General features: G+C 63.9%; 33 protein-coding genes and 2 tRNA genes. 13 read left to right on the top strand and 22 right to left on the bottom strand.

Annotation, left to right across the window (positions count from 1 at the left end; all coding sequences use genetic code 11):
• Window positions 1–13: 13 nt before the first annotated feature.
• Window positions 14–907 carry an N-formylglutamate amidohydrolase gene (locus tag H7692_RS01320; protein WP_227339653.1) on the bottom strand — a complete coding sequence of 298 codons (894 nt, stop codon included), beginning with the start codon at window positions 905–907 and terminating at the stop codon, window positions 14–16.
• A gap of 122 nt (window positions 908–1,029) precedes the next feature.
• Between H7692_RS01320 and cpdR the strand changes: the two genes are divergently transcribed.
• Together cpdR and H7692_RS01310 are read left to right on the top strand one after the other, a co-directional pair.
• Window positions 1,030–1,407, top strand: a complete 378-nt coding sequence (gene cpdR, locus H7692_RS01315; RefSeq protein ID WP_201925185.1) for a cell cycle two-component system response regulator CpdR — start codon at window positions 1,030–1,032, stop codon at window positions 1,405–1,407.
• Window positions 1,408–1,480: 73 nt separating this feature from the next.
• Window positions 1,481–1,555 (top strand) — tRNA-Val (locus H7692_RS01310).
• 28 nt (window positions 1,556–1,583) lie between these two features.
• Here the strand turns inward: H7692_RS01310 and H7692_RS01305 are convergent.
• Window positions 1,584–2,375, bottom strand: a complete 792-nt coding sequence (locus H7692_RS01305; protein WP_227339652.1) for an SDR family oxidoreductase — start codon at window positions 2,373–2,375, stop codon at window positions 1,584–1,586.
• Window positions 2,376–2,479: 104 nt separating this feature from the next.
• On the opposite strand from H7692_RS01305, the gene H7692_RS01300 reads away from it, so the two are divergent.
• Both H7692_RS01300 and H7692_RS01295 read left to right on the top strand, forming a co-directional pair.
• Window positions 2,480–3,349: an alpha/beta fold hydrolase gene (locus H7692_RS01300; protein WP_201927206.1), complete on the top strand. Its 870-nt coding sequence runs from the start codon at window positions 2,480–2,482 to the stop codon at window positions 3,347–3,349.
• A 38-nt stretch (window positions 3,350–3,387) separates the two neighbouring features.
• The gene (locus H7692_RS01295) at window positions 3,388–4,116 is read left to right on the top strand and encodes an energy transducer TonB (protein ID WP_201925179.1); all 729 of its coding nucleotides are present in this window, start codon (window positions 3,388–3,390) and stop codon (window positions 4,114–4,116) included.
• Window positions 4,117–4,272: 156 nt separating this feature from the next.
• Here the strand turns inward: H7692_RS01295 and H7692_RS01290 are convergent.
• A tRNA-Ser gene (locus H7692_RS01290) sits at window positions 4,273–4,365 on the bottom strand.
• Between the two features lie 246 nt (window positions 4,366–4,611).
• Here H7692_RS01290 and H7692_RS01285 point away from each other — a divergent pair.
• The gene (locus tag H7692_RS01285; protein WP_201925177.1) at window positions 4,612–5,373 is read left to right on the top strand and encodes a DUF1134 domain-containing protein; all 762 of its coding nucleotides are present in this window, start codon (window positions 4,612–4,614) and stop codon (window positions 5,371–5,373) included.
• 182 nt (window positions 5,374–5,555) lie between these two features.
• Here H7692_RS01285 and H7692_RS01280 read toward each other — a convergent pair whose 3' ends face one another.
• The 4 genes from H7692_RS01280 to petA are packed head-to-tail and all read right to left on the bottom strand — an operon-like array spanning window position 5,556 to window position 8,829.
• Window positions 5,556–6,110, bottom strand: coding sequence for an adenine phosphoribosyltransferase (locus tag H7692_RS01280; RefSeq protein ID WP_222136185.1), 555 nt, complete (start codon window positions 6,108–6,110; stop codon window positions 5,556–5,558).
• A gap of 26 nt (window positions 6,111–6,136) precedes the next feature.
• Complete coding sequence (locus tag H7692_RS01275; protein WP_201925173.1) at window positions 6,137–6,946, bottom strand: cytochrome c1; 810 nt, start codon at window positions 6,944–6,946, stop codon at window positions 6,137–6,139.
• Window positions 6,947–6,977: 31 nt separating this feature from the next.
• Complete coding sequence (locus H7692_RS01270; RefSeq protein WP_222136187.1) at window positions 6,978–8,258, bottom strand: cytochrome b; 1,281 nt, start codon at window positions 8,256–8,258, stop codon at window positions 6,978–6,980.
• A 13-nt stretch (window positions 8,259–8,271) separates the two neighbouring features.
• Window positions 8,272–8,829, bottom strand: a complete 558-nt coding sequence (petA, locus tag H7692_RS01265) for a ubiquinol-cytochrome c reductase iron-sulfur subunit (protein ID WP_201925169.1) — start codon at window positions 8,827–8,829, stop codon at window positions 8,272–8,274.
• 219 nt (window positions 8,830–9,048) lie between these two features.
• Between petA and H7692_RS01260 the strand changes: the two genes are divergently transcribed.
• Complete coding sequence (locus H7692_RS01260) at window positions 9,049–9,507, top strand: tRNA (cytidine(34)-2'-O)-methyltransferase (RefSeq protein WP_222136188.1); 459 nt, start codon at window positions 9,049–9,051, stop codon at window positions 9,505–9,507.
• Window positions 9,504–10,364, top strand: coding sequence for an oxygen-dependent coproporphyrinogen oxidase (gene hemF, locus H7692_RS01255; protein ID WP_222136189.1), 861 nt, complete (start codon window positions 9,504–9,506; stop codon window positions 10,362–10,364). Before H7692_RS01260 ends, hemF begins: the two co-directional genes overlap by 4 nt.
• A 54-nt stretch (window positions 10,365–10,418) precedes the next feature.
• On the opposite strand, the gene H7692_RS01250 is transcribed toward hemF, so the two are convergent.
• Both H7692_RS01250 and H7692_RS01245 read right to left on the bottom strand, forming a co-directional pair.
• Window positions 10,419–11,291, bottom strand: coding sequence for a hypothetical protein (locus tag H7692_RS01250; RefSeq protein WP_222136190.1), 873 nt, complete (start codon window positions 11,289–11,291; stop codon window positions 10,419–10,421).
• A gap of 84 nt (window positions 11,292–11,375) precedes the next feature.
• On the bottom strand, window positions 11,376–12,122 hold the full coding sequence (locus H7692_RS01245) for a hypothetical protein (protein ID WP_222136191.1): 747 nt from the start codon (window positions 12,120–12,122) through the stop codon (window positions 11,376–11,378).
• 132 nt (window positions 12,123–12,254) lie between these two features.
• On the opposite strand from H7692_RS01245, the gene lipB reads away from it, so the two are divergent.
• Window positions 12,255–12,908, top strand: coding sequence for a lipoyl(octanoyl) transferase LipB (gene lipB, locus H7692_RS01240; protein WP_222136192.1), 654 nt, complete (start codon window positions 12,255–12,257; stop codon window positions 12,906–12,908).
• Window positions 12,909–12,917: 9 nt separating this feature from the next.
• Complete coding sequence (locus H7692_RS01235) at window positions 12,918–13,256, top strand: hypothetical protein (RefSeq protein ID WP_201925157.1); 339 nt, start codon at window positions 12,918–12,920, stop codon at window positions 13,254–13,256.
• Between the two features lie 2 nt (window positions 13,257–13,258).
• Here H7692_RS01235 and queE read toward each other — a convergent pair whose 3' ends face one another.
• The 8 genes from queE to H7692_RS01195 all read right to left on the bottom strand — a co-directional run bounded on the left by queE (window position 13,259) and on the right by H7692_RS01195 (window position 19,952).
• Window positions 13,259–13,891: a 7-carboxy-7-deazaguanine synthase gene (queE, locus tag H7692_RS01230; RefSeq protein WP_222136399.1), complete on the bottom strand. Its 633-nt coding sequence runs from the start codon at window positions 13,889–13,891 to the stop codon at window positions 13,259–13,261.
• Window positions 13,892–13,894: 3 nt separating this feature from the next.
• Window positions 13,895–14,587, bottom strand: coding sequence for a 7-cyano-7-deazaguanine synthase QueC (gene queC, locus H7692_RS01225; RefSeq protein ID WP_222136193.1), 693 nt, complete (start codon window positions 14,585–14,587; stop codon window positions 13,895–13,897).
• Window positions 14,588–14,765: 178 nt separating this feature from the next.
• On the bottom strand, window positions 14,766–15,125 hold the full coding sequence (locus H7692_RS01220) for a DUF3617 domain-containing protein (RefSeq protein WP_227339651.1): 360 nt from the start codon (window positions 15,123–15,125) through the stop codon (window positions 14,766–14,768).
• Between the two features lie 188 nt (window positions 15,126–15,313).
• Window positions 15,314–16,228: an Hsp33 family molecular chaperone HslO gene (locus H7692_RS01215; RefSeq protein WP_222136194.1), complete on the bottom strand. Its 915-nt coding sequence runs from the start codon at window positions 16,226–16,228 to the stop codon at window positions 15,314–15,316.
• Window positions 16,225–17,151, bottom strand: coding sequence for an ornithine carbamoyltransferase (gene argF / locus H7692_RS01210; RefSeq protein WP_222136400.1), 927 nt, complete (start codon window positions 17,149–17,151; stop codon window positions 16,225–16,227). The genes H7692_RS01215 and argF overlap by 4 nt, the downstream gene beginning before the upstream one ends.
• A complete protein-coding gene (locus H7692_RS01205; RefSeq protein WP_201925147.1) occupies window positions 17,148–18,335 on the bottom strand; it encodes an aspartate aminotransferase family protein in 1,188 nt (395 codons plus the stop codon). Before H7692_RS01205 ends, argF begins: the two co-directional genes overlap by 4 nt.
• A 94-nt stretch (window positions 18,336–18,429) precedes the next feature.
• Window positions 18,430–19,428, bottom strand: coding sequence for an LLM class flavin-dependent oxidoreductase (locus H7692_RS01200; protein WP_222136195.1), 999 nt, complete (start codon window positions 19,426–19,428; stop codon window positions 18,430–18,432).
• Between the two features lie 71 nt (window positions 19,429–19,499).
• On the bottom strand, window positions 19,500–19,952 hold the full coding sequence (locus H7692_RS01195) for an Lrp/AsnC family transcriptional regulator (protein ID WP_227339650.1): 453 nt from the start codon (window positions 19,950–19,952) through the stop codon (window positions 19,500–19,502).
• A gap of 74 nt (window positions 19,953–20,026) precedes the next feature.
• Here H7692_RS01195 and H7692_RS01190 point away from each other — a divergent pair, with 74 nt between their 5' ends.
• The 3 genes from H7692_RS01190 to H7692_RS01180 all read left to right on the top strand — a co-directional run bounded on the left by H7692_RS01190 (window position 20,027) and on the right by H7692_RS01180 (window position 22,228).
• Entirely contained in the window at window positions 20,027–20,617 is a 591-nt protein-coding gene (locus H7692_RS01190) for a LysE family translocator (protein WP_201925141.1), read from the top strand.
• A 65-nt stretch (window positions 20,618–20,682) separates the two neighbouring features.
• Complete coding sequence (locus tag H7692_RS01185) at window positions 20,683–21,699, top strand: aldo/keto reductase (RefSeq protein WP_227339649.1); 1,017 nt, start codon at window positions 20,683–20,685, stop codon at window positions 21,697–21,699.
• Between the two features lie 79 nt (window positions 21,700–21,778).
• Entirely contained in the window at window positions 21,779–22,228 is a 450-nt protein-coding gene (locus H7692_RS01180) for a DUF411 domain-containing protein (protein WP_227339648.1), read from the top strand.
• On the opposite strand, the gene H7692_RS01175 is transcribed toward H7692_RS01180, so the two are convergent.
• The gene (locus H7692_RS01175) at window positions 22,213–22,890 is read right to left on the bottom strand and encodes an HAD family hydrolase (protein ID WP_227339647.1); all 678 of its coding nucleotides are present in this window, start codon (window positions 22,888–22,890) and stop codon (window positions 22,213–22,215) included. The genes H7692_RS01180 and H7692_RS01175 overlap by 16 nt on opposite strands.
• Before the next feature lie 59 nt (window positions 22,891–22,949).
• On the opposite strand from H7692_RS01175, the gene H7692_RS01170 reads away from it, so the two are divergent.
• Window positions 22,950–23,138 carry a hypothetical protein gene (locus H7692_RS01170; protein ID WP_201925133.1) on the top strand — a complete coding sequence of 63 codons (189 nt, stop codon included), beginning with the start codon at window positions 22,950–22,952 and terminating at the stop codon, window positions 23,136–23,138.
• 22 nt (window positions 23,139–23,160) lie between these two features.
• Here H7692_RS01170 and H7692_RS01165 read toward each other — a convergent pair whose 3' ends face one another.
• From H7692_RS01165 to H7692_RS01150, 4 genes are read right to left on the bottom strand one after another with little or no spacing between them, the layout of a single operon-like run.
• Window positions 23,161–23,574 carry a GFA family protein gene (locus H7692_RS01165; RefSeq protein WP_227339646.1) on the bottom strand — a complete coding sequence of 138 codons (414 nt, stop codon included), beginning with the start codon at window positions 23,572–23,574 and terminating at the stop codon, window positions 23,161–23,163.
• A complete protein-coding gene (gene glmS, locus H7692_RS01160) occupies window positions 23,571–25,394 on the bottom strand; it encodes a glutamine--fructose-6-phosphate transaminase (isomerizing) (RefSeq protein WP_227339645.1) in 1,824 nt (607 codons plus the stop codon). Before glmS ends, H7692_RS01165 begins: the two co-directional genes overlap by 4 nt.
• A 15-nt stretch (window positions 25,395–25,409) precedes the next feature.
• Window positions 25,410–25,778, bottom strand: coding sequence for a PIN domain-containing protein (locus tag H7692_RS01155; RefSeq protein ID WP_222136202.1), 369 nt, complete (start codon window positions 25,776–25,778; stop codon window positions 25,410–25,412).
• Window positions 25,775–25,999: a CopG family transcriptional regulator gene (locus tag H7692_RS01150; protein WP_222136203.1), complete on the bottom strand. Its 225-nt coding sequence runs from the start codon at window positions 25,997–25,999 to the stop codon at window positions 25,775–25,777. The genes H7692_RS01155 and H7692_RS01150 overlap by 4 nt, the downstream gene beginning before the upstream one ends.
• Window positions 26,000–26,007: the final 8 nt, after the last annotated feature.

Genomic DNA, 26,007 nt, shown 5'->3' with positions numbered 1-26,007 from the left:
ACGAGGTGGTTTTTTATTCGGCAGCGAGCGGCCAGTTTTCGGCGCCCGGCGCAACACCGCTTGCGGCCACCACGAGCGCGCCAAACCAGTCGGCCAGGCGCTCCAATCGCGCCGCATCGAGCGCATTGTCGCCGTCCAGATAGAGGCTGCGATCGATTTCGATCTGCACTGCGTGGATGCCACGCGCAGGCTCACCGTGCGTGCGCACGATATGCCCTCCCGCATAGGGGAGGTTGCGCGTCACTTCGACGCCCAGGCGCTCGGCCCAGCCGACGACCAGTTCAGCCAGCCAATCGCCGCAGGAAGCGCCAAAGCGATCGCCGACGACAATCTGCGCTCCATGCCCAGGCTGCAGCGCGGGAATGGTCGGCATGCTGTGCAGATCGATCAGCACCGCGTGACCGAAACGTTGCCGTGCCGCGTCGAGCGTATCGGTGAGCGCCCGATGATAGGGGCGATGAAAGCTGTCGAGCCGCCATTCGAACGAGGCGCGGTCGATCGGCCGGCTCCACAAGACGCCGCTCTGTGCCAGCCGCGTCGGCACGACTCCCAGTCCCGCGCGCTCCTTGCGCCCGGGCGCCGAAAATTGCGGACGTAGGGCAGGAGCAACTTCGCCGGGCGCCATCTGGCCCTCGCCCCGATTGCAGTCGGCAACCGCGCGCGCCCATAGCGCCTCCACCATCGTCGCGCCCGACGCCACGGTCCGCGCGGCGATTCGGTCGCACCAGCGATCCTCGAGCCGTTCGAGCGCGGAACGGTCGACACGCGCGGCGCGCAATATCTCGGGCGGATAGATGCGTCCGGCATGCGGCACCGAAACGACGACCGGACCGATAGTCTCGGGCCGGTGGACTGCAATCGCGGAATCAGGGGGCGAGGAGAGCGCCATCGCGGCAAATCGTGCCAAAAAACGACAGATAAATCCAGATGTACCGGGATTTGTTAAAACTCTCGCGCTATGAAGGGCATGCGCAACAGAAAGGCGGCTGCCGGGAACACGGCCGCGAGGGACCGGGAACAGACTACCAGATGATACGCATTCTGCTGGCCGAGGATGACGACGTAATGCGCGAATATCTCGCGCGCGCGCTGACGGGCGCCGGCTATCATGTCACGTCGGTCGATCGCGGTACGGCGGCGGTCCCCTATATCGATTCGGGGACGTTCGACCTTTTGCTTTCGGACATTGTGATGCCCGAGATGGACGGGATCGAACTGGCGCAGCACACTGCCAGGGTCGCACCGCATACGCAGGTCATGTTCATTACCGGATTCGCCGCGGTCTCGCTGCGCGCCGAGGAAAATGTCCCGCAGGCAAAGCTGCTGTCCAAGCCCTTTCACCTCAAGGATCTGGTGCGCGAGGTCGACAGTCTCTTCGCCGATACGGGGCAGTCGCACCAACAATAATGCGTCTTCGACGCGCGAAGGGCTTGCCAGCCAGCATCATCGCCTTTAAGGGGCGCGTCACCCCAGAACGTGTGGGCGTGTAGCTCAGTGGTAGAGCACTGTGTTGACATCGCAGGGGTCGCAAGTTCAATCCTTGCCACGCCCACCATTTCCTCCACTTTAGCGACCGTCGGGCGTCACGCCATGCCGCGCGCCATATCGCCGCGCGAGGCGTTGCCGACCTGGCTGCCGCCATCGCAGTCGAGGATCGTTCCTGTTACATAGGAAGCCGCGGGCGAGCACAGGAACACCGCCGCATCGGCGACCTCTTCGACCGTTCCCCAGCGTTTCATCGCGATCCGGTCGTAATGCGCCTGCCGCGTTTCGGCATCGGGCGCGAGCCGCTTCATCCCTTCGGTCCCCGCGATCGGGCCGGGCGAAATACCATTCACCCGGACATCGGGACCCCATTCGAGCGCAAGCACACGAATCAGCTGGTTGATCCCCGCCTTCGCAGCGCAAGCATGCGCCTGCAACGCCGATGCATTGACGGCTTGCCCCGCGGTAATCGCGATCAGCGAGGCGCCCGGCCGGTTCAGCAGGTCGTGACACCCGCGAAAGACATTGAACGTCCCGTTGAGATCAATGTCGACCACCGTGCGGAACGCATTGGCTGACATGCCGAGCGCGGGCGCAAGGAAGTTCCCCGCAGCACCCGAAACGACAATGTCCATCGCGCCGAGTTTCGCCGCCACCGTTTCCATCACCCCGCGAATCGCGGAAAAGTCGCGCACGTCGCCTGACAGCCCCAGTGCGTCAGGGCCGATCTCGGCCGCGGCACGCGCTGCCTTGTCGGGATCGCGACCGGCAACCGCCACCTTTGCGCCCAGCGCGGCAAGGCGCTTCGCGATACCGAGGTTGATGCCGCTGGTGCCGCCGGCCACGAACGCCGTCTTTCCTGCCAACAGATTGTCGCGAAACGTGTCCATGCCGTCAGCCTTCCCTCACCCTTATCGTCCGCCCCGACCATCTGCGGGGTTGACGGACCATGATTCAGTCGCCTTTTGAAACCCGACAAGACAGCAAGGATGGATTGATGGCAAGCGGCCCCACGTCGAACAGTTTCATTTCGCAGCGTTTGAAGCTTCATTATGTCGACTGGGGCAACCGCGGCGCGCCTCCGCTGATCCTCGTTCATGGTGGGCGCGATCATTGCCGCAACTGGGACTGGACGGCGGCCAAGCTGCGCGATCGCTTTCATATCTTAGCGCCCGATCTGCGCGGCCACGGCGACAGCGCCTGGGCACCCGACGGCAATTACGACATGCCGGCCTTTGTCTATGACCTCGCGCAGCTGATCCATCAGCTCGACCTTGGCCCGGTGTCGATCGTCGCGCATTCGATGGGAGGAAATATCGCGCTGCGCTACACGGGACTTTATCCCGACAATGTAAGCAAGCTGGTCGCGATCGAGGGACTCGGCCCGTCGCCCAAGATGCTCGCCGAGCGCAACAGCAAGCCCTATGCCGACCGCTTTCGCAAGTGGATCGACGAAAAGCGGCAGGCGGCCGGTCGCACCCCGCGCCGCTATGCGACGCTCGACGATGCACTCGCGCGGATGATGGGCGAGAACAGCTATTTGACCGAAGAACAGGCGCGCCACCTGACGATCCACGGCATCAGCCGGAACGAGGATAGTACTTGGAGCTGGAAGTTCGACAATTACCTCAACGTCTGGCCGCCGTTCGATGCGCCGCAGGACAGCGTCGAATCGCTGTGGCACGCGATCTCCTGCCCCACGCTGCTTCTCTATGGGGCAAAAAGCTGGGCATCGAACCCCGAGCGCGACGGACGCATCGAGCATTTTTCGACCGCCAAGGTGATCGAATTCGACGATGCCGGCCACTGGCTGCACCATGACCAATTCGACCGGTTCATCGCCACGTTAGACGATTTTCTGTAACGCTCTTTCCCCTACGACAATCGTGCGGACGGGATCGGATGACCTATAGCGGACGGATAACCAGGCGGCAGCGCAGCATTGCAGGCGGCGCCACCATTGCGGTCGCCGCCGCGGTCGGCGTGGGTCTTATAACGGGCCTCGACCTCGACGTCGTCCGCAAGGCCAGCGAAGCGATCACCGCAATCGCTATTCCTGCCCCTCCGCCGCCGCGCGAAACGGTCACGCCGTCCGACGAACCAAGCGAGAAAGCAAGCGGCCGCGCCGCCGCACCGAACAAGACGGCCAAGGCCGCGCAGGTCGTCGCGCCGAAGCCCAAGCTGCCGCCCATCGAGCCGCCCCCGGTCGCTGCGGCGCCGGTGGCCGGGGCAGGAAGCCAGGCGTCGGCCGGAGCCACGCCCGTTGCCGGTCCGGGGTCTGGCGCTGGCGGTCGCGGCGACGGGACCGGCGCGGGCGGTTCGGGGAGCGGAACCGGCGGCGGAACGAAGGCGGCGTGGCGCAGCGGGACGATCCGCGACAGCGACTATCCCAAGGCAGCAAGCCGCGCCCGTATCGGCGGCGAAGTCGAAGTCCGATTTACGATAGAACCGTCCGGGCGGGTTTCGGGATGCCGCGTCTCGAAATCGAGTGGCGATGCGCAACTCGACGCGACGACCTGCCGACTGATTGAGGAGCGATTCCGGTTCAAACCTGCGACAAATTCCGCGGGCACACCGATTGCGAGCCAATATGGCTGGCGCCAGCACTGGTGGCTCGAACGCCGCCGATAACCGCGCTTGCCCGCTATTTTCTGGCGCTGGCCTGTAATCCGGCCTGGACAGCCAAGACGCAACGTCCCGCGAATTTCGTCGAATGGCCTCGCCAACAAACCCCGGGCTTCTGGGGGGGGGGGGGCGGATCAGGCTTGATCGGTGCGAAAAAAGAAGTGGCGGAGACGGAGGGATTCGAACCCTCGGTACCGGATTTACCAGTACGACGGTTTAGCAAACCGTTGGTTTCAGCCACTCACCCACGTCTCCGCATGGTCTGCCGCGCTAACGGCAGGCTGGCCTCAGGCGGGCCGCTATAACCACGCTTGGCATGCGCCGCAACGCCTAACATCGGGTGCTTTTCGTCTTTTTCCCGTCATTTCGTCGTCAAATCGATTCAACCCGGCGCAAAATCGACTCGGGTCATCGCCCGTTCATTGCCCGGCGCGCAAAGCGAGTCATGATTGACGCCGAGGCCGGGCTTGGGCCCGCATGCTGACTATCCTGGGGGATCAAATGCGTAAGACGCTATCGAAATTCGCCGTCGCCGCCATCGGCGCCGTCGGCCTTGCACTGTCGCCGCTGTCTGCGGCAGCGCAAATGACCGAGGTCGATCCCAATGTCGCGATCGATGCCGATCTCGACAATCCGTCGCCCCCTCCCCCCACGACAAGCGCGCCCGAATATGATCGTGCACTCGACAGCGCCCTTGCGACGGGCGACGAGCAATATGATCTGTCGCCTTCAACGCCGGAGGCAACCGCGCCCGCCACGACGACGGCCGCGAATGACGGGTCGACCTATAAGGAGGACGACCTGATCGGCGCGGCCGAAGGTGTCTTCGGCAAGGGCGCGCAGGGTCTCGCGGGTCTGATCGAGGATATTCTGCGCAAGCAGGGCGAACCCAACGCCTATATCGTCGGCCGCGAGGCGGGCGGTGCGCTCGGTATCGGGCTGCGCTATGGCTCGGGCACACTCCACCACAAGATCGAGGGCGAAAAGCCCGCTTATTGGACCGGCCCCTCGATCGGTTTCGATGCGGGCGCCAACGCGGGCAATACCTTCGTCCTCGTCTATAATCTGTTCGACACCGAAGACATCTACAAGCGCTTCCCCGCCGGCGAAGGCGCGGCCTATCTGGTCGGCGGCTTCAACGCGAGCTACCTGCGCCGCGGCGATGTGGTGCTTATCCCGATCCGCGTCGGGGTCGGCGCGCGGCTCGGCGCCAATGTCGGCTATATGAAGATCCGCAAGAAGCAGAACTGGATACCCTTTTAACCTTTGACGCGTTGGCCAGCGGGGCGACAGCCCGGGTTTCGGCCCGGGCTTTTTCTTTGCGCGCGTCTAAGGAAGGGATACGAGCGATGTCGACCATTTCGGTCCACGCTTCGTCGTTCCCATATTCGGGGAAATGACGAGATCAGCCTTGGTACGCTCGCCGCTCTAAAGCTGACGCGCGACTAATCGCCATCAAAAGCGATCAACGTCTCGCAAGGCAGCCCCGCCTCGTTCAGCCGCCGTGCGCCCCCCAGATCGGGCAGGTCGATGACGAACAGCGCCGCAGCGACCTCTGCCCCTGCAGCACGCATCAGTTCGGCCGTCGCGAGGATCGTTCCTCCCGTTGCGAGCAGATCGTCGACGAGGACCACGCGATGCCCGGCTTCGACGGCGCCTTCGTGCAGTTCGAGCCGGTCGACCCCATATTCGAGTTCATAATCGACGCCGATAGTCACGCCGGGCAACTTGCCCGCCTTGCGTACCGGTACCACGCCGAGCCCCATCGCACTCGCCATTGCAGCGCCAAAGAGGAACCCGCGCGCCTCGACCGCGACGATGAAGTCCGGACGATAGGTTTCGGCGCGCGCGCTCAGGCGACGCACGCTTTCGGCAAAGCCCGCCGCATGACCGATCAGCGTGGTGATGTCGCGAAACTGGATGCCCGGTTTCGGAAAGTCGGGGATCGTGCGGACCAGCGCCGCAAGGTCGAGATCGGGTTGCGGAGGAAGGGCGATCATCGTGTCGGTCGCCCTTCCCGCCCCGCTCAATGCTTCTTGTCGGCCCAGATGTTGCGGTACGACAAATAGGTCAGGATGCTGAAGATCACGAGGAAGCCCAGCACGGCCCACCCCGCCCACACGCGCGTCACCAGCTTGGGCTCGGCGGTCCAGACGAGGAACGCGGTCACGTCCTTTGCCATCTGGTCGACCGACGCAGTGGTCCCGTCGGCATAGGTCACCTGACCGTCCGCAAGCGGCTTTGCCATCGCGAGATTGAGGTTCGGGAAATAGGGGTTGAAGTGCAGACCCGCGCCCGGCTGCAGTTCCTTCGGCAGGTTCGCCGGCGGGTTCTGGTAACCGGTCAGCAGCGAATAGATATAGTCCTTGCCGCCTTCGCGCGCCTTGGTGATCAGCGACAGATCGGGCGGAACCGCATTATTGTTCGCTGCGCGCGCGGCAACTTCGTTTGCATAAGGCGCCGGGAAATAGTCCGAGGGCAGCCCGTCGCGCGTCGCCGGTTCGCCCGTGTCGGGGTTGACCGACGGCACCTGGAAGCTTTTGGCAAATGTCTTCACCTGACCTTCGGTGTAGCCGAGATCCTCGATGTTGCGGAACGCAACGAGGTTCAGGCTGTGGCACGCCGAACAGACTTCGCGATACACCTGCATCCCGCGCTGGAGCTGGGCGACGTCCCAATGCGGGGCGACGCCATCGCTCGCCAGCTTGAGATGCTTGGGATGCTTGACGAAGGAATAGGCGACATTGGGCTCATTCTTGAGCGGCGTCGTGAAGATCGCGAGCACCAGCGCGGCAATGAAGCCCAGGCCGACGAGAAAACCGAGCGGACGAACCATGGCTGTATCAGCTCCTATTAAAGTCCGGCGCTCAGGCCGTGGCCGCCGACTTGTCGTCGGCATGCTTTGCGAGGACCGCTTCCGTGATCGAATTCGGCATCGGCAGCGGACGTTCGATCCGCGAGACGATCGGCAGAATGATCAGGAAATGGGCGAAGTAATAGATCGACCCGATCTGGCTCAGGATCACCCACGGCTGTTCGGCGGGCTTCATGCCGCACAGGCCGAGCAGAAGCACGTCGGCAACCAACACCAAGAAGAACTTCTTGTACAGCGGGCGATAGGTCGACGACTTCACCGGCGAACTATCGAGCCACGGAAGGAAGAAGAGCAGCGCGATCGCCGCGAACATCGCGATGACGCCCCACAGCTTTGCGTCGATCCACAGGAAGTTGAAGGTGAAGGCGCGCAGGATCGCATAGAAGGGCCAGAAATACCATTCAGGCACGATGTGCGCGGGTGTCGAAAGCGGATTCGCCGGAATATAATTGTCGGCGTGGCCAAGCAGGTTCGGCGTGAAGAAGGTCAGCGCAGCAAATACGATCAGGAAGATGCCCAGCCCGAAACCGTCCTTTGCCGTGTAATAGGGGTGGAACGGAACCGTATCCTGCTCGTCCTTGACCTCGATGCCCGTCGGGTTGTTCGATCCCGGGATGTGCAGCGCCCAGATGTGCAGGATGATGACGCCTGCGATCACGAACGGCAGCAGATAGTGCAGCGAGAAGAAGCGGTTGAGTGCGGCGTTATCCGGCGCAAAACCACCGAGCAGCCAGACGCGGATCGGCTCGCCGACGACCGGTATCGCCGAGAAAAAGCCGGTGATGACCTGCGCGCCCCAGAAGCTCATCTGACCCCACGGCAGGACATAGCCCATGAAGGCGGTCGCCATCATCAGCAGGAAGATCACGACGCCGAGCAGCCACACCATCTCGCGCGGCGCTTTGTACGATCCGTAATAAAGGCCGCGGAAGATGTGCAGATAGACGACGATGAAGAACATGCTCGCGCCGTTCATATGCGCGTAGCGGATGAACCAGCCCGAATTCACGTCGCGCATGATGTGCTCGACCGAATTGAAAGCGACGCCGGCATTGGCGGCATAGTGCATCGCGAGGATGACGCCGGTGATGATCTGGATGACCAGCGCAGCGCCCGCGAGGACGCCGAAGTTCCAGAAATAATTGAGGTTGCGCGGGACCGGATATCCGGCGCCGATCGCATTATAGACGAGGCGCGGAAGCGGCAACTTCTCGTCAAGCCACTTCATTAGCGGCTGCTGCGGTTCGTAGTTCTTGGCCCAGGGAAAGCTCATCTTATCTCGCTCCTCAGCCGATCGTCACGACGGTATCGCTGGTGAAATCATAGGGCGGCACGACAAGGTTCGTCGGCGCGGGGCCCTTACGGATACGGGCCGCCGTGTCATAGTGCGACCCGTGGCACGGGCAGAAATAGCCGCCGAAATCGCCGCGGTTCTCGCCCTCTGCCGCACCGAGCGGCACGCAGCCGAGGTGGGTGCAAACGCCCAGCGTGATCAGCCAGTTTTCCTTGCCCGGCTTGGTGCGGTCAGCGAGCGTTTCGGCGTCGCGCAGGTCGCCCATCGGAACGCGGTTCGCTTCCTCGATTTCTGCAGGCGTCAGGTTACGGACGAACACCGGCTGCTTGCGCCAGCTCGTCTTGATCGCCTGACCCGACGCGATTGCCGAAATGTCGATTTCGGTCGAAGACAGCGCAAGCACGTCGGCCGAGGGGTTCATCTGCGCGACCAACGGCAAAACGACCGCACCGGCACCGACGCCGGCAAAACTCACCGCCGCAATGTTGATGAAATCGCGGCGGCGAACGCCGTCCTCGATTGTGGCGGTGGCTTCGGATTCACTGGCCATTCGATTGCCCTTGTATGGGTGAACGATAAAGATCTCTCGGATTTCCGGCCCCCGTTCGCGCACGCAAAGCGTCGCGGCCCGGCGGCCCCTCCGGGAATTGCGGGCCTGATAGCCGCACATCCGGGGCTTGCCAACAGGCAATTTCCGCTTCTTTGGCGACGTCCTTGGACCAATGCCCCTCCCCTCGATTCCGCTCGCCGCCGCGGCTATGGCACGCCAATGGAAATCGCCCTCTATCAGCCCGAGATCGCCGGCAATGTCGGGACAATCTTGCGGACCGCCGCCTGCCTTGGCGCGCCTGCGCATATCGTGGAGCCCTGCGGCTTTCCCTTTTCCGACGCCGCACTCAAACGCGCCGGCATGGACTATGCCGAACGCGCCAATGTGCAACGCCATGCCGATTGGTCGATGTTTGAACAATGGCGGCGGGACGAAGGTGCGCGGCTTGTGCTGATGACCACGCGCGGGGCAACAATGCTGACCGACTTCGCTTTCACGCCCAGGGACGTCCTGCTGCTGGGCAGCGAATCCGCGGGAGTGCCCGAAGCGGTTCATTCAGCGGCCGAGGCGCGCGTCGTCATTCCGATGCGTCCCGGCTTTCGGTCCTTGAATGTCGCCGTCGCCGCTGGCATCGCGCTCGCCGAGGCTCTCAGGCAGACGAAAGGCTTTGAAGCATGATTTCGCTCGACCCCCAGCAACAGGCAGCCCGCGACTGGTTCGAATCGCTGCGCGACCGGATCTGCGCGGCGTTCGAAGCGATCGAGGCAGAAGCGGGAAGCGACGCCCGCTTTGCCTATACGCCGTGGGACCGCGAGGCCGAGGGAATCGAACCTGGCGAAGGTGGCGGCGGTGTGCGCGGTGTAATGACGGGCAAGGTTTTCGAGAAAGTCGGGGTCAATGTGTCGACCGTCGGCGGCCATTTCTCTCCCGAATTCGCGCAATCGATCCATGGCGCGGGCGAAGACCCCAGCTTCTTTGCGACCGGAATCAGCCTTGTCGCGCATATGGCGAACCCGCACGTCCCCGCGGTCCATATGAACACGCGCTTCCTTGTAACGACGCGGCGCTGGTTCGGCGGCGGCGCCGACCTCAACCCGCCGATTCCTTACAATCAAGACACCGACGCCTTTCACGCGCGGCTGCGCGCGGCTTGCGCGCCATTCGGTCCCGACGTGTACGAACGCTACGCCAAATGGGCCGACGATTATTTCTACATCCCGCATCGCGGGGTTCACCGCGGCGTCGGCGGCATTTTTTACGACCACCTCGAATGCGGCGACGATGCCGAGTTTGACCGCAATTTTCAGCTGACGCAGGCGGTCGGCGAGGCGTTCCTCGATATTTTTCCGCAGATCGTTCGGCGTCGGATGGACACGCCCTTCACCGACGAGGAGCGCGAGGAGCAGCTCATCTGGCGCGGGCGCTATGCCGAATTCAACCTTGTCTACGATCGCGGAACGCTGTTCGGGCTCAAGACCGGCGGCAATATCGAGGCGATCTTGATGAGCCTGCCGCCGCAAGCGAAATGGCGGTAAAAAAAAGGGCGTCCCTCCGCAGGGACGCCCTTCCTATGCTTCGTTATCATCGGATCAGGCGAAAACGTCGCTCGCCGCCTTTGGCGAAAGAGCGCGATAAATGCCGACCGGTATCGAAAAGGATATGAGCAGGAGCGGCAGATAGATGACGATGGCCGAGATTATCAGTGCCACGATGCTGCCAAAGCCCGAACCGCCCATCATCGCTCCCATGATGCCGCCAAGCACCAGCCCGACGACGAACATATAGGCCACCGTCATAAGCGTGAACAGGACATAGAAGCCTACGATCACCCACTGCGACGTCCCCGTCAGCCGCCACGATTCGGACAGCCCCGTCACCGGGTTGCGCGTCAGCCGGTCGGCCATGACCGGACCGGCCACCGAAAAGCGTGCCTGCACCCACAGCATGAACAACAGGATGGCAATATAGAAAAGGACGAGCAGGACGATCGCTCCGCCGCCGACCGCTCCCGATTGCAACGCATCGGGCGACAGCCCCCCGCCGAGCCCGAACGCCGCGCCAAAGATCAGCATCAGGACGAACGAGATTACCAGGATCACAACATAGGCAGCGATCATCACGACGAACATGCCAAACGCAAATGCCGGCCCCGCTTGCAGCGCCCAGCCGAAATTGGGTGCCTCACCAGGATGCAGGCCACCCCGCCACACAAGCATGCAGGCCGCATAGAGAATGATTGCGGCCAGCAATGCAAAGAGGAAAATACTGCCCACGGCACCAAAGGCCACCGAGGGATCGGCGGTCGGCGAGGCCATCGCGGCAAAGGTCGACCCCAGCATCAGGTAACCCAGAATCCCGAGCAACACCAACGCCCCCCCGATATAGATCAGCATTTGCGTCCAGTTGGCCTTCAGAAACGCAAATGTCTCTGAGAAAGCCGCTCCGATACTCATCTTGTGCATGACATTCCCCCTTTGGTTAAATTACCGATTTTCTTCGTTATTTACCCCTTATACTTGGTGCGCGGTCGTCGTGTTGGCAGCGCCTTAATCGAAAACATTCGGCAGGTTGCTAGCCGCGAGCTGGCGATAGGCGGCCGCTGAAATTGCGATCGATACGAAACTGCCCGCCGCCGCGAAAATAGCCTCAACCAGGCCTTCCACGATCCGCGCCAAGTCGCTGCCGCCGCTCGTTGCGATGCCGACCACGCCGCCGACGATCAGCGCCGCGATCAGGATCACGACCCCGACGAGGAAGAGAAAGAAGAAGATGGCCCAACCGTTATTCTCGGTCAGGCGCCAGCTTTCGCCAATTGCCGTCAGCGGATTATAAAGCCCGCGGTCGGCGACCGCCGGTGCCACCAGCGCCAGCCGACCGAGCAGATACAGGCCGGGGATGAGCAGCAAAAGGAACCCGATGCCCAGCATTATCCCTGACAATATCTGAATGGCGACCATCGTCGGGAACAGCATCAACGCAAAGGTCAAGGCCTCGCCGACGCTGGTCCCCGTGCGGGCGAGCCAGAGCCGCAGGATGGCGACGGTGCCGACAATGGTGAACAGCGTGATCGCCAATTGATACGGCAGAAAGGCACGAAAATTGCTCTGGAACACCTCCATGACCTGGGCAAAGTCGGCGCCTGTTGCAGGTTCGGTCGCGAGTGGCCCGAACCAGGCCACTGCCAGCGTCGGCAGGAACAGGAAAAAGGCTGCGATCGTACCAGTCAGCGCGCTGTGCGATTTCATGAGATTCAGGCTGTCGTCCCACGCCGCGCCCATGTCGAATTTCGGCATCGATACCCCTTCATCCTAATGCCCTGATTTTGCGCGAAGGTGACGGGCAATTGGCCATCTGTCCACCCCCGTTTGCAACCGTTCCCATCCCCCCTTGCGCCGCGCGCGCCAACACGGCAGGAAACCGGCGCCATGAACGCGCTTTCTTCCCCCGAATGGACCGTTACCGAAGGGCTGACCGATTATGGGACGGCGCTCGCCGATATGGAGGACCGCGCCGCCGCAATCCGCACCGACGGCGCACGCGAACGCGTCTGGCTACTCGAGCACCCGCCTCTCTATACCGCGGGGACGAGCGCCGACCCCGCCGAGCTGCTGGACCGCCGGTTTCCGGTTTACGATGCGGGGCGCGGGGGGCGCTATACCTATCACGGCCCGGGGCAACGCGTCGGCTATGTCCAGCTCGACCTTGCACGGCGCGGGCGCGACGTGCGCGCCTTTGTAGCGGCGCTCGAAGGATGGGTCATCGATGCGCTTGCCGACTTGGGCGTGGAGGCGCGCCGCGCCGACGGCCGGATCGGCATCTGGACCGACGATGCACAGGGCCGCGAGGCAAAGATCGGCGCCATCGGTGTTCGCGTCCGGCGCTGGGTTACGCTCCACGGTTTTTCGCTCAACGTCGCGCCGGATTTGTTGCATTTTGGGGGGATTGTCCCTTGCGGTCTCGCCGAATTCCCCGTGACCAGCCTTGCCGCGCTGGGCAAGGACGCGAGCTTTGCAGCCGTCGATGCCGCGCTGTCTGCGCATTTTTCGGGCTTCCTCGACAAGTTGCCGACGAGTGATTAGGAACCGCGCATGACCCGCTCCTTCATCATTTCGACCCTTGCGCTTGCGCTCGCCGGATGCGGCGGCGATGCGGATAACAAGACCGCGACCAAGCTCGATGCCATAGAGGTTCAGCCCGGCACGATCAGCGATTCGATGATCCTGCTCGACGATGCGCGCAGCGACGGCACCGCCATCGACAACAGCGATCCCGAGGCAAGCGCAAAGACGGACAGCAACGCGTCGGCTACCGAAGAATCCGGCGAAGCAGACACCGAAGGCGAAGGCGACGTCACATCCGAAACGGAAGGCGAAACCATTTCAGGGTCGGTGGCCAAAAAAGCCGCGCCCGAGCCCGCCAAAAACTAGGCCTAGCGCAGCCCCAGGCTCTTGTGCGTCTGCAGCGAAAGCCGCCAGCGCGGGTCGCGCATGACCAGCGCGATGCAGGCCTCCACATTGGCGGCGGCTTCGGCGTCATCGAGCGGCTGGATGAGGAAATTGGCGAAATCGAGCGTCGCGAGCGCATCGACATCGCTTCCGGGCTGCGGCCAGACAAGCTTGAGTTCGTCGCCGCTCGTCTGGACGAGCGCGCTGCCCGCCTTCGGGCTGATGCAGATCCAGTCGATGCTCCGCGGAACCGCCATCGTCCCATTGCTCTCTATCGCAATGGCGAAGCCGCGATCGTGCAAGGCGGCAATCAGTTCATCGTCGACCTGCAACATCGGTTCGCCGCCAGTCAGCACGACATAGCGGTCGCCCCGGTCATCGCCCCAACAGGCAGCGATGATATCGGCCAACGCCGCCGCATCGGCATATTTCCCGCCCAGCGTCCCGTCGGTTCCGACAAAGTCGGTGTCGCAAAATTTGCAGATGGCATTCGCACGGTCCTGCTCGCGCCCGGTCCATAAATTGCACCCGGCAAAGCGGCAAAAGACGGCGCGCCGTCCCGATTGCACGCCTTCGCCCTGCAGCGTCAGGAATATCTCTTTGACCGCATAGCCCATCATTCAGGCCTCTGCGGCGTAACGGGTCGGATCGGAAAGCCCGGCATCGGCAAAGCCCTTGCGGCGCAAGCGGCAGCTATCGCAAAGTCCGCAGTGCAAGCCGTTCGGCGCTGGATCGTAGCAGGACCAGCTCAGCCCCGCATCCATACCCAGCCGCACCGACTCCGCGGCGATATCGGCCTTGGTCATATGTTGCAGCGGCGCGTGGATATGAAAGGCGACGCCCTGGTCGCCATCGCGCGTCGCCAGCCGCGCCAGATCCTGAAAACCGGCGATGAATTCCGGACGGCAATCGGGATAGCCCGAATAATCGAGTGCATTCACGCCGATCACAATGTCCGCGGCGTGCCGCGCCTCGGCGAGCCCCAAAGTCAGCGAAAGGAAGATAAGGTTGCGCGCCGGAACATAGGTCACCGGAATATCGTTTCCGACTCCGGACTTCGGCACGTCGATGTCGGCGGTCAGCGCCGATCCGCCAAAGCGGCGCAAGTCGAGCGGAAGGATGATATGCTCGACCGCACCGACCGCCTCGGCAATTCGCGCGGCGGATTCGAGTTCGACCCTGTGGCGCTGGTTATAATCGATCGTCAGCGCGACGATGCGCGCGCCGGCTTCGCGCGCAAGCCCCGCGCACACCATCGAGTCGAGCCCTCCCGACAGGAGGACGATCAGCGTTTTTCCAGCCAGATCCTGCATCGGCGCCCGATACGACCGCGCGAAGCGCTGTGCAAGGGCGGCGCAAAAGAAACGGGCCGCGCAGTTTCATCCGCACGGCCCAGTTCGGCATATGCCGTTAGGGAGAAGGGCACACATCGGTGCGCCTGCAATCCGAATAAACCGCCTTTGGTTAATTTGGCATTACCCGCCGCGCAGGTCAGCAACCGCCGGTGCGCCGCGCCTCGATCGCCATTGAGAAGGGGCGGCCGTCGGCAATTCCCTGCGTATCGATCTGTGTCAGGCGGTTGGTTTCGCTGCGGATTGTCGTCCGCCCATGCCCCGCACCGGGGCAGGTATAATGGACGGTGACCGAATCGGGCTTGTCCTCGATGACATAGCGCGAGCAGTTCGAGCGCGGGTGCTGGATCTGGATAAGCCTGCGCGCGTCACCGAGGCAGAAGGTCTGCAAAACCGCGTTCTGCTGGCCGCGCTCGCGCAACTGCCAGCTTCCCTTTTCCAGCCGGTCGAGCATCGCGAGCGAAGGGGCCTGCGCGGGCACAGCCGTCGCCCCGGCCATCGCGCACGCCGTCAGAAGGCACCGAAACATGGGAGAAAAGATCGCCATTACAATTGATCCTCTGGCCGCACAGCGGCGGACGAAAAGCGACCCTGCCCGCGACCGGATTTAGCAATTCGTTCGCGGCGTTTCAACCGCCTGGCGTCGGAAACGCTCGACTGGTCGCCGATTTCGGCACATGCGCCGCGTCAATGCTGGCCGGATATCTCGTCGAGGGGGATCGGGAAAATGCGCGAGCAAAAGGCACAATCGACGACGATTTTCCCGTCGCCATCGGCCATGTCGCGGCGCTCGCCGTCGGGAAATTGCGCCAGAACGCCCGCGAAATAATCGACGCTGCACCGGCACCCGCGCGACACTGTGACGCCTGCTTCGACCCGCACCTCGTCTTCGTGAAAGAGCCGCCACGCCAGCGTTTCAAGCGAAGTTGCCGGATCGGTCAGCTCTTCATCCTTCAGCGTCGCCGCAATCGTGCGCGCATGTTCCCATTCGGGATGGTCGTGTCGGACATGCAGGCGGTCGCGTCCGACTTCGCCTTCGGGGAGATGTTGAACCAACAGCCCGCCCGCAACGCATCCCGCCTCTGCATCGTGACGCGCGGCGAGCTTGATCAGGCTCGGGATTTGCTCGGACTGCTCGAAATAATGTTCGGCGGCGTCGCCGATCGACGATCCTTCGAGCGGAACAATGCCCTGATAGCGTTCGCCGGTGGTCGCCTGATCAAAGGTGATCGCCAGGAAGCCTTCGCCAAAAAGGGCAAACAACGTCGGATCGGGACCGATTTCAGCCAGCTTTTCCGCATCGAACTTCAAATAGCCGCGCAGCTCGCCGCCTTTGTAATCGCACACCAGCAATTCGACCGGCCCGCCGCCCGTCTGCGCCTGAAGCGTCAGTTGCCCGCCCTCGTCCTTCAGCGTCGAGCCGAGCAGCACGGTGAGCACCAAGGCTTCGGCGAGCAGCTTTTCGGCGACCGGCGGATAGCTGTGCGCTGCCATGATCGTGTTGAGTACCGGCCCGAGGCGCACAAGGCGCCCGCGCACGTGCCGCGCCGCGATGGTAAAGACCAGCGGCTGGTCGAACCAGGTTTCAATCGTTTCGCTCACAGCTTGCCCAATGCCCACAACAGGACCGATTTTTGCGCATGGACGCGGTTCTCCGCCTCGTCCCACGCGCGCGACTGCGGCCCGTCGATCACCGCATCGACCACCTCTTCGCCGCGATGCGCAGGGAGGCAATGGAGGAAAATCGCATCGCCTTTCGCAACCCCCATCAGTCGTTCGTCGACCTGAAAGGGCGCCATGGCGGCGAGCTTGTTGTGCGCATGATCCTGCCCCATCGACACCCAGGTGTCGGTGACGACAATATCTGCGCCCGCCGCCGCCTCGCGCGCGTCGCCAACGACGTCGATACGGGCGCCCTTCGCGCGCGCCGCCTCGACAAAGGCGGCATCGGGTTCATAGCCCTGCGGACAGCCCGCGCGGACGTTGAAACCGAACAGCCCCGCTGCCTCGATGATCGAGGTGAGGACATTGTTGCCGTCGCCGAGCCAAGCGATCTCAAGCCCCGGAAGCGCCTTGCCGCTCTCGACGATGGTGAGCAGATCGGCGACGATCTGGCAGGGATGCGACAGGTCGGTCAGTCCGTTGATTACGGGCACCGTCGCATGCTGTGCGAGTTCCTCGATCTTCGCATGGTCGTCGGTACGGATCATGATTGCGTCGACATAGCGCGACAGGACACGCGCGGTATCGGCGACCGTCTCGCCGCGGCCGAGCTGCATCGACCCCGCATCCATCACCATTGCGCTGCCGCCGAGCTGACGGATGGCGATGTCGAACGAAGCGCGCGTGCGCGTCGAATTCTTTTCGAACACCATCGCGAGCACATGATCCGCAAGCGGCGCATCGGCGTCCGGCTTGCCCTTCGGCCAGCCCTGGCGCGCAGTCTTCCGGTCGATCGCGTCGGCAATCATCGCCGCAACGGCATCGCCGCCGGCGTCCGACAGGTTCAGGAAATGCCGCATCAGCCTTCGGGCGGCGTATAGCTCGCCGCACCCGCCGACAATTTCTCGATGCATTCGTCGATATGGCTCTGTTCGATATTGAGCGGCGGCAGGATGCGTACGACATTGTCGCCGGCCGCGACGGTCAGCAGCCCGTGATTGTCGCGCAGGTGCGCGACGAACGAACGGCTTTCGGACGTCATCTTGATGCCGAGCATCAACCCCATGCCGCGCACGCTTTCGAACAGATGGTCGTGGTTCGGGATGAGCTGTTCGAGCGCGCCGCGCAGCCGCTCGCCCGTCGTCTTGACCTGATCGAGGAAGCCGTCCTCGAGGATCACGTCGAGCACCGCCTGCCCCGCCGCCATCGCGAGCGGATTGCCGCCATAGGTCGAACCGTGCGTCCCGATCACCATGCCGCGCGCCGCTTTTTCGGTGGCAAGGCACGCACCAAGCGGGAAACCGCCGCCGATGCCCTTGGCGGTCGCCATGATGTCGGGCGCCAGCCCATATTGTTCATAGGCATAGAGCGTGCCGGTCCGCGCGACGCCGCACTGCACCTCGTCGAAAATCAGCATCAGGTCGCGCTTGTTGCAGATATCGCGCAGCCCCTGAAGGAAGGGCTGCGACGCGGGACGGATGCCGCCTTCGCCCTGCACCGGCTCGACGAGGAAGCCCGCCGTGTTGTCGTCGACCAGATCGAGCGCGGCGTTGAGATCGTCGAACGGCGCATAGGCAAAGCCGGGCAGCAGCGGGTCGAACCCCTTGCGCAGCTTTTCCTGATTGGTCGCCGAAATCGTGCCGAGCGTGCGCCCGTGGAAGGCGTTGTTGAACGTGATCAGATTGTGCTTCTGTTCGTTGCCCGCGCTCGAATGATAGGCGCGCGCCGTCTTGATCGCGCACTCGACCGCCTCGGCGCCCGAATTGGTGAAAAAGACGGTGTCGGCAAAAGTATGGTCGACCAGCCGCGCCGCCAGTGCCTCGCCCTGCGGGCTCCCATAAAGGTTCGACACATGCATCAGCGTCGCGGCCTGATCCTGAATCGCCTTGGTCAGGTGCGGATGGCCGTGGCCGAGCAGGTTGACCGCGATGCCGCTCGCAAAGTCCAGATAGCGCTCGCCTCGCTCGCCGATCAGATAGGCCCCCTCGCCGCGCACCGGACGCACAGCGCACCGGGGGTAAACGGGCATCAGCGGCGTGATCGACATGGGCAGCACCTTTCCAAACAAAAAAAGCAAAAGGCGACCGCAAGCTGGCCGCCCTCAACAGAAGCGCCCCTATACTGCCGCTGCTGAAGCCGCGTCAACCAACGCGCGCGGACACCTGCGCCGCTTGAGCGGTGAGCGCCAGCGAATGTTTGCGCGCGTCATGGTCATAGACGGACGAGGCGACGATCACTTCGTCAACGCCGGTGCGCCGGGCAAAGGCGTCGATCCCGGCGGCGACATCGTCGACCGTGCCAATCGCCGAACATTGCAGCACATGATCGAGAATCGCGCGGGCATTGGGTGGCAGGCTGTCCTTGTAGCCGGCAACCGGCGGCTTCATCCGCCCGGGATTGCCGGTGCGCAGCGCGACGAACGCCTGTTGCTGCGACGTGGCGATCAGCTCGGCCTCCTCGCGCGTGTCGGCGGCGAAGACGTTGAATGCCGCGGCGGAATAAGGCTCGGCAAGCTGCTCGGACGGCTTGAACTGGCGGCGATAGAGATCGAGCGCCTCGTCGAGCGCATCGGGCGCGAAATGGCTGGCAAAGGCATAGGGCAGGCCGAGCGCCGCAGCGAGCTGCGCGCCGAACAGGCTCGACCCCAAAATCCACAGCGGCACCTTCGTCCCCTCTCCCGGCACCGCGCGGATGCCGAGGCGGTCGTCGCCCGCGAGGAACGCCTGCAGCTCGACGACGTCCTGCGGGAACTGGCGCTCGTCGCTCGCGAGGTTGCGGCGCAAGGCGCGCGCGACAATGCCGTCCGACCCCGGCGCACGCCCGAGCCCCAGGTCGATCCGCCCCGGAAACAGTGCTTCCAATGTGCCGAACTGTTCGGCGATCACCATCGGCGCATGATTGGGCAGCATGATCCCGCCCGCGCCAATGCGGATCGTCGATGTCGCATGCCCGATATGCGCGAGCACGACCGCGGTGGCCGCGCTCGCGATCCCCGCCATGCCATGATGTTCGGCGACCCAGTAACGGTGAAAGCCGAGCGCTTCGGCGTGGCGCGCAAGGTCCGCGGCGTGGGCGAGCGACTGGGCGATCGTCCCGCGGTCGGTGACGGGAACGAGGTCGAGGAAGGAAAGTTTCGGCATGAAACCGGATATGCGGTGCGCGGGGCGAGGGTTCAAGGAGGCATCGTCGCCCCCGCGAAGGCCCAGCGGCCCTACCCCCGCTCGTCCTTCGGCGAGTCCATCAGCACATAGGTCGTGATCGAATGCACCTGCGGCAGCACCCCCAGCACCTCGGTGTGGAAATGCTTGTACGCCGCAAGGTCGGCGGTCTCGACGCGCAGCAGATATTCGATCGTGCCGGTGATATTGTGGCATTCGCGCACTTCGGGCGCGTCGGCAACGGCGGCCTCGAAATCGCTCTGCGACTTCTTGGTGTGCGACGACAGGCCGACGGCGACATAGGCGATGAAGGTCAGGCCGACCTTCACCGGATCGATCACCGCGCGATACCCGTTGATCACCCCGCTGCGCTCCAGTTCCTGCACCCGCCGCAGGCACGCCGAAGGCGAAAGGCCGACTCGGTCGGCGAGTTCGACATTGGCGATGCGCCCGTCGCTTCGCAGTTCCTGCAATATTCTGCGGTCGATATGGTCAATTTTGCTCATGGATTGCAAACTATGCCATAATCGCGGGCATATTCGCAACCTTTCACAGCGCGAAGTGCAGTATATTGCGCCACATGGAACAGGCCACTTTCGCCGCGCTCGCCGCCTTCGCGCTCGTCTCCTCGGTCACGCCGGGGCCGAACAATATGATGCTGATGGCGTCGGGGGCCAATTTCGGCCTCCGTCGCACCGTGCCGCACGCGCTCGGCGTCGGCGCCGGCTTCACCTTGATGATCGTCCTGGTGGGCCTCGGCCTGATGGGCCTGTTCGACGCCTTCCCCGTGCTCAACACGGCGCTTAAGGTGGTGAGCGTCGCCTATCTGCTCTGGCTCGCGTGGAAGATCGCCAATGCCGCCGCCCCCGACGGCGAAGGCAGTGCGCGTGGCAAGCCGATGACCTTCGTTCAGGCGATGCTCTTTCAGTGGGTCAATCCAAAGTGCTGGTCGATGGCGCTGACCGCGATCGCGCTCTACGCGCCCGAGCGCAATCTGGCGGCGGTGCTGTTCGTCGCCGCGATCTTTGGCGTCATCAACCTGCCCTCGACCAGCCTGTGGGCCGTGATGGGCACCGCGTTGCGCGGCTGGCTGTCGAACCCGGTGCGGTTGCGCGTTTTCAACTGGACGATGGCGACGCTGCTCGTCGGATCGCTCGCCTTGATCATCTGATTTGCAAGGTTGCGGCCTGCAACCTATGGCTGCGTCTCCCCTCCCCCCGACCGGAGACGCAAGCCATGCAAAGCCGCCGCCTCGGCCAGAGCGCCATCCATGTGTCCGACATCTGCATGGGGACGATGACCTTCGGCAGCCAGACCGACGAAGCCGAAGCTCACCGCATCCTCGACGCCTGTTTCGACGCGGGAATCAATTTCTACGACACCGCCGAAGGCTATCCCGTGCCGCCAGACGCCAAATGGGTCGGCCGCACCGAAGAGATTGTCGGGCGCTGGATGAAGACCAAGCCGCGCGATGCCATCATCATGGCGACGAAGGTTTCGGGGCCGAGCCACGTCTGGTTCAAGTCGCCGTGCCGCCACGGCATGACCGCGCTCGACCGCAAGAATATTTTTCAGGCCATCGACGACAGCCTCGCGCGGCTCCAGACCGACTATGTCGACCTCTACCAGACGCACTGGCCCGACCATGACGCGCCCTATGACGAGATGATGGACGCGCTCGACGAGCTCGTCCGCGTCGGCAAGGTCCGCATCCTCGGCTGCTCGAACGAAACGAGCTGGGGATTGATGAAGGCGCTTGCGGCGTCCGAACGGCTCGGCGTCGCGCGCTATCACACGATCCAGAATAATTTCAGCCTGAACAACCGCCGCTTCGAGGATGAGCTGAAGCAGGTGTGCCGCAAGGAAGGCGTCAGCCTGATCCCCTATTCGCCGCTCGCGGGCGGGGTCTTGTCGGGCAAATATCAGGACGGCGCAGCGCCCGAAGGCGCGCGCTTTTCGCGCTATCTGGCGATGGAGGGACGGCAGGCGGCGATGGGTCGCCGCTTCGTCAACGAAAAGAGCCTTGCCGCCACCGAACGCTATCTGGGGATCGCCGCAGACGCCGGGCTGCACCCGGTGACGATGGCGACCGCCTGGTCGAAACAGCATGACTTCGTCGCCTCGACGATCGTCGGGGTGAGCAGGTTCGAGCAGCTTGCGCCGATCCTCGATGCGCGCGAGCTGGTGCTCGGCGACGATATCATGACCGCGCTCCACCAGGTGACGCGCGACATACTCTATCCGATGGGCTGAGCGCGCACGACGAAGCCGCACATTGCCCCCGCAGCGACAGCGCCTATAATCGCGTTGCCCCCTATCCGAAGGACATATCATGACCCTCGTTCACCGCGCGCTCCTCGCCCTCGCCGCCTTTGGCGCCACCGCCGGGATCGCGCACGCCGCCAACCCGACGATGTTCCGCGACGCCGGATGCGGATGCTGCCTCCAATGGCTCGAACGGGTGAAGGCGGCGGTCGGATCGCCGGTGCGCGTCGTCAACGCCGCCGACATGGAGACGATCAAGGATCGCCACGGCGTCCCGGGCGCCCTGCGCGGCTGCCACACCGCGATCGTCGGCGGCTATGTGATCGAGGGCCATGTGCCCGCGCGCGAAATTGCGCGCCTGCTCCGCGAAAAGCCCAAAGGGGTGAAGGGACTGGCGGTCGCGGGGATGCCGACCGGATCGCCGGGCATGGAGTTCGGCGACCGCCGCGATGCCTTTAAGGTCATGACCTTCGGCCCCGCAGGGACGCGCGTCTATGCAAGCTATGCCGCGCGCTGAAGCCCGCTGAGCGCCGCGAGCGCGTCGAAGCGCTCGGCGACATGATGCACCCCGACCGCGCGCAACATCGCGCCATGCGCGGCGCGGTCGGTGATGTGGCTTGCACCGCAAAAGCCGACCACCGTCATCCCCGCCGCAAGCGCCGCCTTTGCGCCGGTGGGCGAATCCTCGACGGCAAGGCAAAGCGCAGGCTCGACGCCCAGCCCCTTTGCGGCGGCAAGATAGATGTCGGGATGCGGCTTGCCGCGCGCCCATCCATCGGCGCTATAGACCTGCCCTTCGAAATGGTGCCCGAGTTCGAACAGACCGAGCGCCCAGTCGATATATTCGGCGCGGCTCGACGAGGCGATCGCGCGCGGCATCGGCCCGAGCGTATCGAGGAATTCGGCAACCCCCGCCACCGGATCGAACCCCTGCATATATTTGGCGCGCGCGCGTGTCCGATGCCGCTCGCGAAAATCGGCCGGCAGCGGCCGCCCGAACCGCGCCTCGATCCGCCGCTGCGTTTCCTGCCAATTGTGGCCGTAATAGTCGCGCAGGCACTCCTCATAAGTCGCGGGCATGCCGATCGCGGTCAGGCTTTCCGACAGCGACAGGTTCGCGCGCACCTCGCTGTCGGCGATGACGCCGTCGAAATCGAAGATGATGGCGGTGGGGGTCATGTGAATCGCATGTTCTTCATATTTGGCGCCTAGAGCCTTGAGGGATCAGGAGACACATAATGAAATTCATTTCCTTGAGTTCGCGCGGCGGCAATTATCTGGTCGTTGCCGAAAATGTCGCCTGGCTCCGCGCGGCCGAGAACGGCCAGACGCAAGTCGGCATGGTCGGCAGCACGCCGTTGCTGGTAGCGGGCGAAATCGACGACATCGCGGCGTCGATTCTGGCACAGGCCAACGCGGCCGCATGACCCGCCCACGCACGTCGGCCCATCAGCGCATGACCTCGGCATCGCGCGCATAATCCCAAGCGCCCTCGCCCGACCAGCCGCGCCCGTCGGGAAAAACGAGCCTGAGTCCGCTGAGCCGCTCCGGCGCGAACAGGCGCATGTTGACCCCCATCATATCGACCTCACCGCCCATCCGTTCGATCAGCCCAGCGGTCGCCGACCAGTGCGTCGCGCAGCCACAAGTCGCGCAGAAATGCAGGTCCGAATTGGGATTCGCGCGATCGGCGCGGTTATAAGTCCGCGTCGCCCCGTCGATCGCAACATCCTTCGGTGAATAATAAGCCCAGAGGATGCCGTGCGAGAAACAGAGCGAGCAATTGCACTCGGCGACTTCGTCGGGTGCCTTGGCGAGCCGCACCGAGACCGCGCCGCAGTGGCAGGTGGTGTTCCAGGTCACTCCACAGTCACCGACTTCGCCAGATTGCGTGGCTGGTCGACATCGGTCCCCTTCGCCACCGCGACATGATAGGCCAGCAATTGCACCGGCACCGCATAGACCAGCGGCGCGATCAGCGGGTGGACCTTGGGCATTTCGATGGTCGCCATGCAGCCGTCGCCAGCTTCGGCAAGGCCCTCGGCGTCGCTGATCAGGACGATCTTGCCGCCGCGCGCCATGACTTCCTGCATGTTGCTTACGGTCTTTTCAAAGAGCGGCCCGCTGGGCGCGAGGACGATGACCGGAACCGCCTCGTCGATCAGCGCGATGGGGCCGTGCTTCATCTCGCCGCTCGCATAGCCTTCGGCGTGGATATAACTGATTTCCTTGAGCTTTAGCGCCCCCTCCAGCGCCAGCGGATAGTCGGGGCCACGCCCCAGATAGAGCACGTCGCGTGCCGGTGCGACGAGGTGCGCCATCGCGGCGATGTCGTCGTCGTGGTTCAGCGCGGCGTTGAGCGCGGCGGGCGCCTCGATCAGATGCCGGACGATGTCGCGCTCCTCCTCGGCGCTGAGCCTGCCCTTCTTGAGCGCGAGGTGCGCGGCGAGCGCCGCCAGCACCGCAAGCTGGCAGGTGAAGGCCTTGGTCGAGGCGACGCCGATCTCCGGCCCCGCGTGCGTCGGCAGCAGCAGATCGGCCTCGCGCGCCATGCTGCTCGTCGGGACGTTGACGACGACCGCGATCGTCTGGCCGTTCGCCTTGCAATGGCGCAGCGCCGCGAGCGTGTCGGCGGTCTCGCCCGACTGCGAGATGAAGAGCGCGAGTCCACCGGGCTGGAGCACCGGGTCGCGGTAGCGGAACTCCGACGCGACATCGATGTCGACGGGCACGCGCGCAAAGGTTTCGAACCAATATTTGGCGACCATCCCCGCATAGAAGCTCGTCCCGCACGCGACGATGGTGATGCGGTCGATTCCCGCGAGGTCGAAATCCATCTGCGGCAGCGCGACCGTCTGTTCGAGCGGGCGGATGTAGGAGGAGAGCGTCTGCGCAACCACCGTCGGCTGCTCGAAAATCTCCTTCTGCATATAGTGGCGGTAATTGCCCTTCTCGACCGCGGCGGCAGTGACGCCCGAGGTTGTGATCTCGCGCGTCACGGCCTTGTTGTCGGCGTCGTAAATCTGCGCGCCCTCGCGGGTGATGATGACCCAGTCGCCTTCTTCCAGATAGGCGATCTGCTGCGTCAACGGCGCGAGCGCGAGCGCGTCGGAACCGAGATAGGTCTCGCCGTCGCCATAGCCGACGACCAAGGGCGAGCCGAGCCGCGCGCCGATCAGCAGATCGGGGTGGCTGCGAAACGCAATCGCGAGCGCGAACGCGCCGCGCAGCTGCGGCAGCACCGCCTGCACCGCCTCTTGCGGCGACTTGCCCGCTTCGACCTGTTCGCTGACGAGGTGCGCGACGACTTCGGTGTCGGTCTCGCTCTCGAAGGTGCGCCCGCGCGCCGCGAGCGCCTCGCGAAGCGGCTTGAAATTCTCGATGATCCCGTTGTGGACGAGCGCGACCTCGCCCGTCGCGTGCGGGTGCGCGTTGCTCGTCGTCGGCGCGCCGTGCGTTGCCCAGCGCGTATGCGCGATGCCGAGCGTGCCCGGCGCGGGGTTGCCGCCCAGTTCCTTGACGAGGTTGCCGAGCTTCCCCTCGGCGCGGCGGCGGATCAGCTGCCCGCCCTCGACCGTGCACACGCCCGCCGAGTCATAACCGCGATATTCCATGCGTCTGAGGCCATCGACAAGGCGATCCGCAACCTGGTCCTTGCCGACAATTCCGATGATTCCGCACATGGGTCTTTGCTTTCGTTAGAGCGTGTAGGGGACGCGAATACCCGGCATCGCTGCCGGAAACACCTTGATATTGCGTGTCACGAGGATGCGGCCGGAAAGTTGCGCCGTTGCCAGTACAAAGGCGTCGGCGAGGGTCAATCCTTTGCGCTCGGCGCGCAGCGCCGCCGCCCGCCGCGCCACGCCATCGCCAATCTCTTCGATCTGGAAGCAGCTCAGAAAGGCCTCAACGGTCTTCAGGCTGGCGGGGTCGGTAGCGGCCATCACCTCGGTCCAGCTTACGCGACTGATGCTCTTGCGGCCGGCCCGGCGGATTTCGGTACGCGCCGCCTCGACGCCGCGCAGCGCGTCGATCAGGATGTCGCTGTCGAACTGCGCGTCGATCATTCGCGCTTGCCCCGCAGACGGCGCTGAAATTTCAGCGCATCGCCGATATCGGCGCGATCTTTCCAGATGCCGAACGCATTGTCGATGGCGTCGCCCGAAAGCTCCGCGCGGTAAGCCGCAACCGCACGGCGGACCAGTTCGGCGCGCGACATGCCCTGTTCTGCAGCGAGCGTGTCGAGCCACTGGACATCGTCGTCCGGAACGTCAGCGAGGAAGCGCATGCGACTCT

The organism is Sphingopyxis sp. P8 (assembly GCF_020622175.1).
Classification (GTDB): domain Bacteria; phylum Pseudomonadota; class Alphaproteobacteria; order Sphingomonadales; family Sphingomonadaceae; genus Sphingopyxis; species Sphingopyxis jiangsuensis.
Note: the sequence above shows the minus strand (reverse complement) of the source record. Positions and strands in the feature narration are given on the sequence as shown.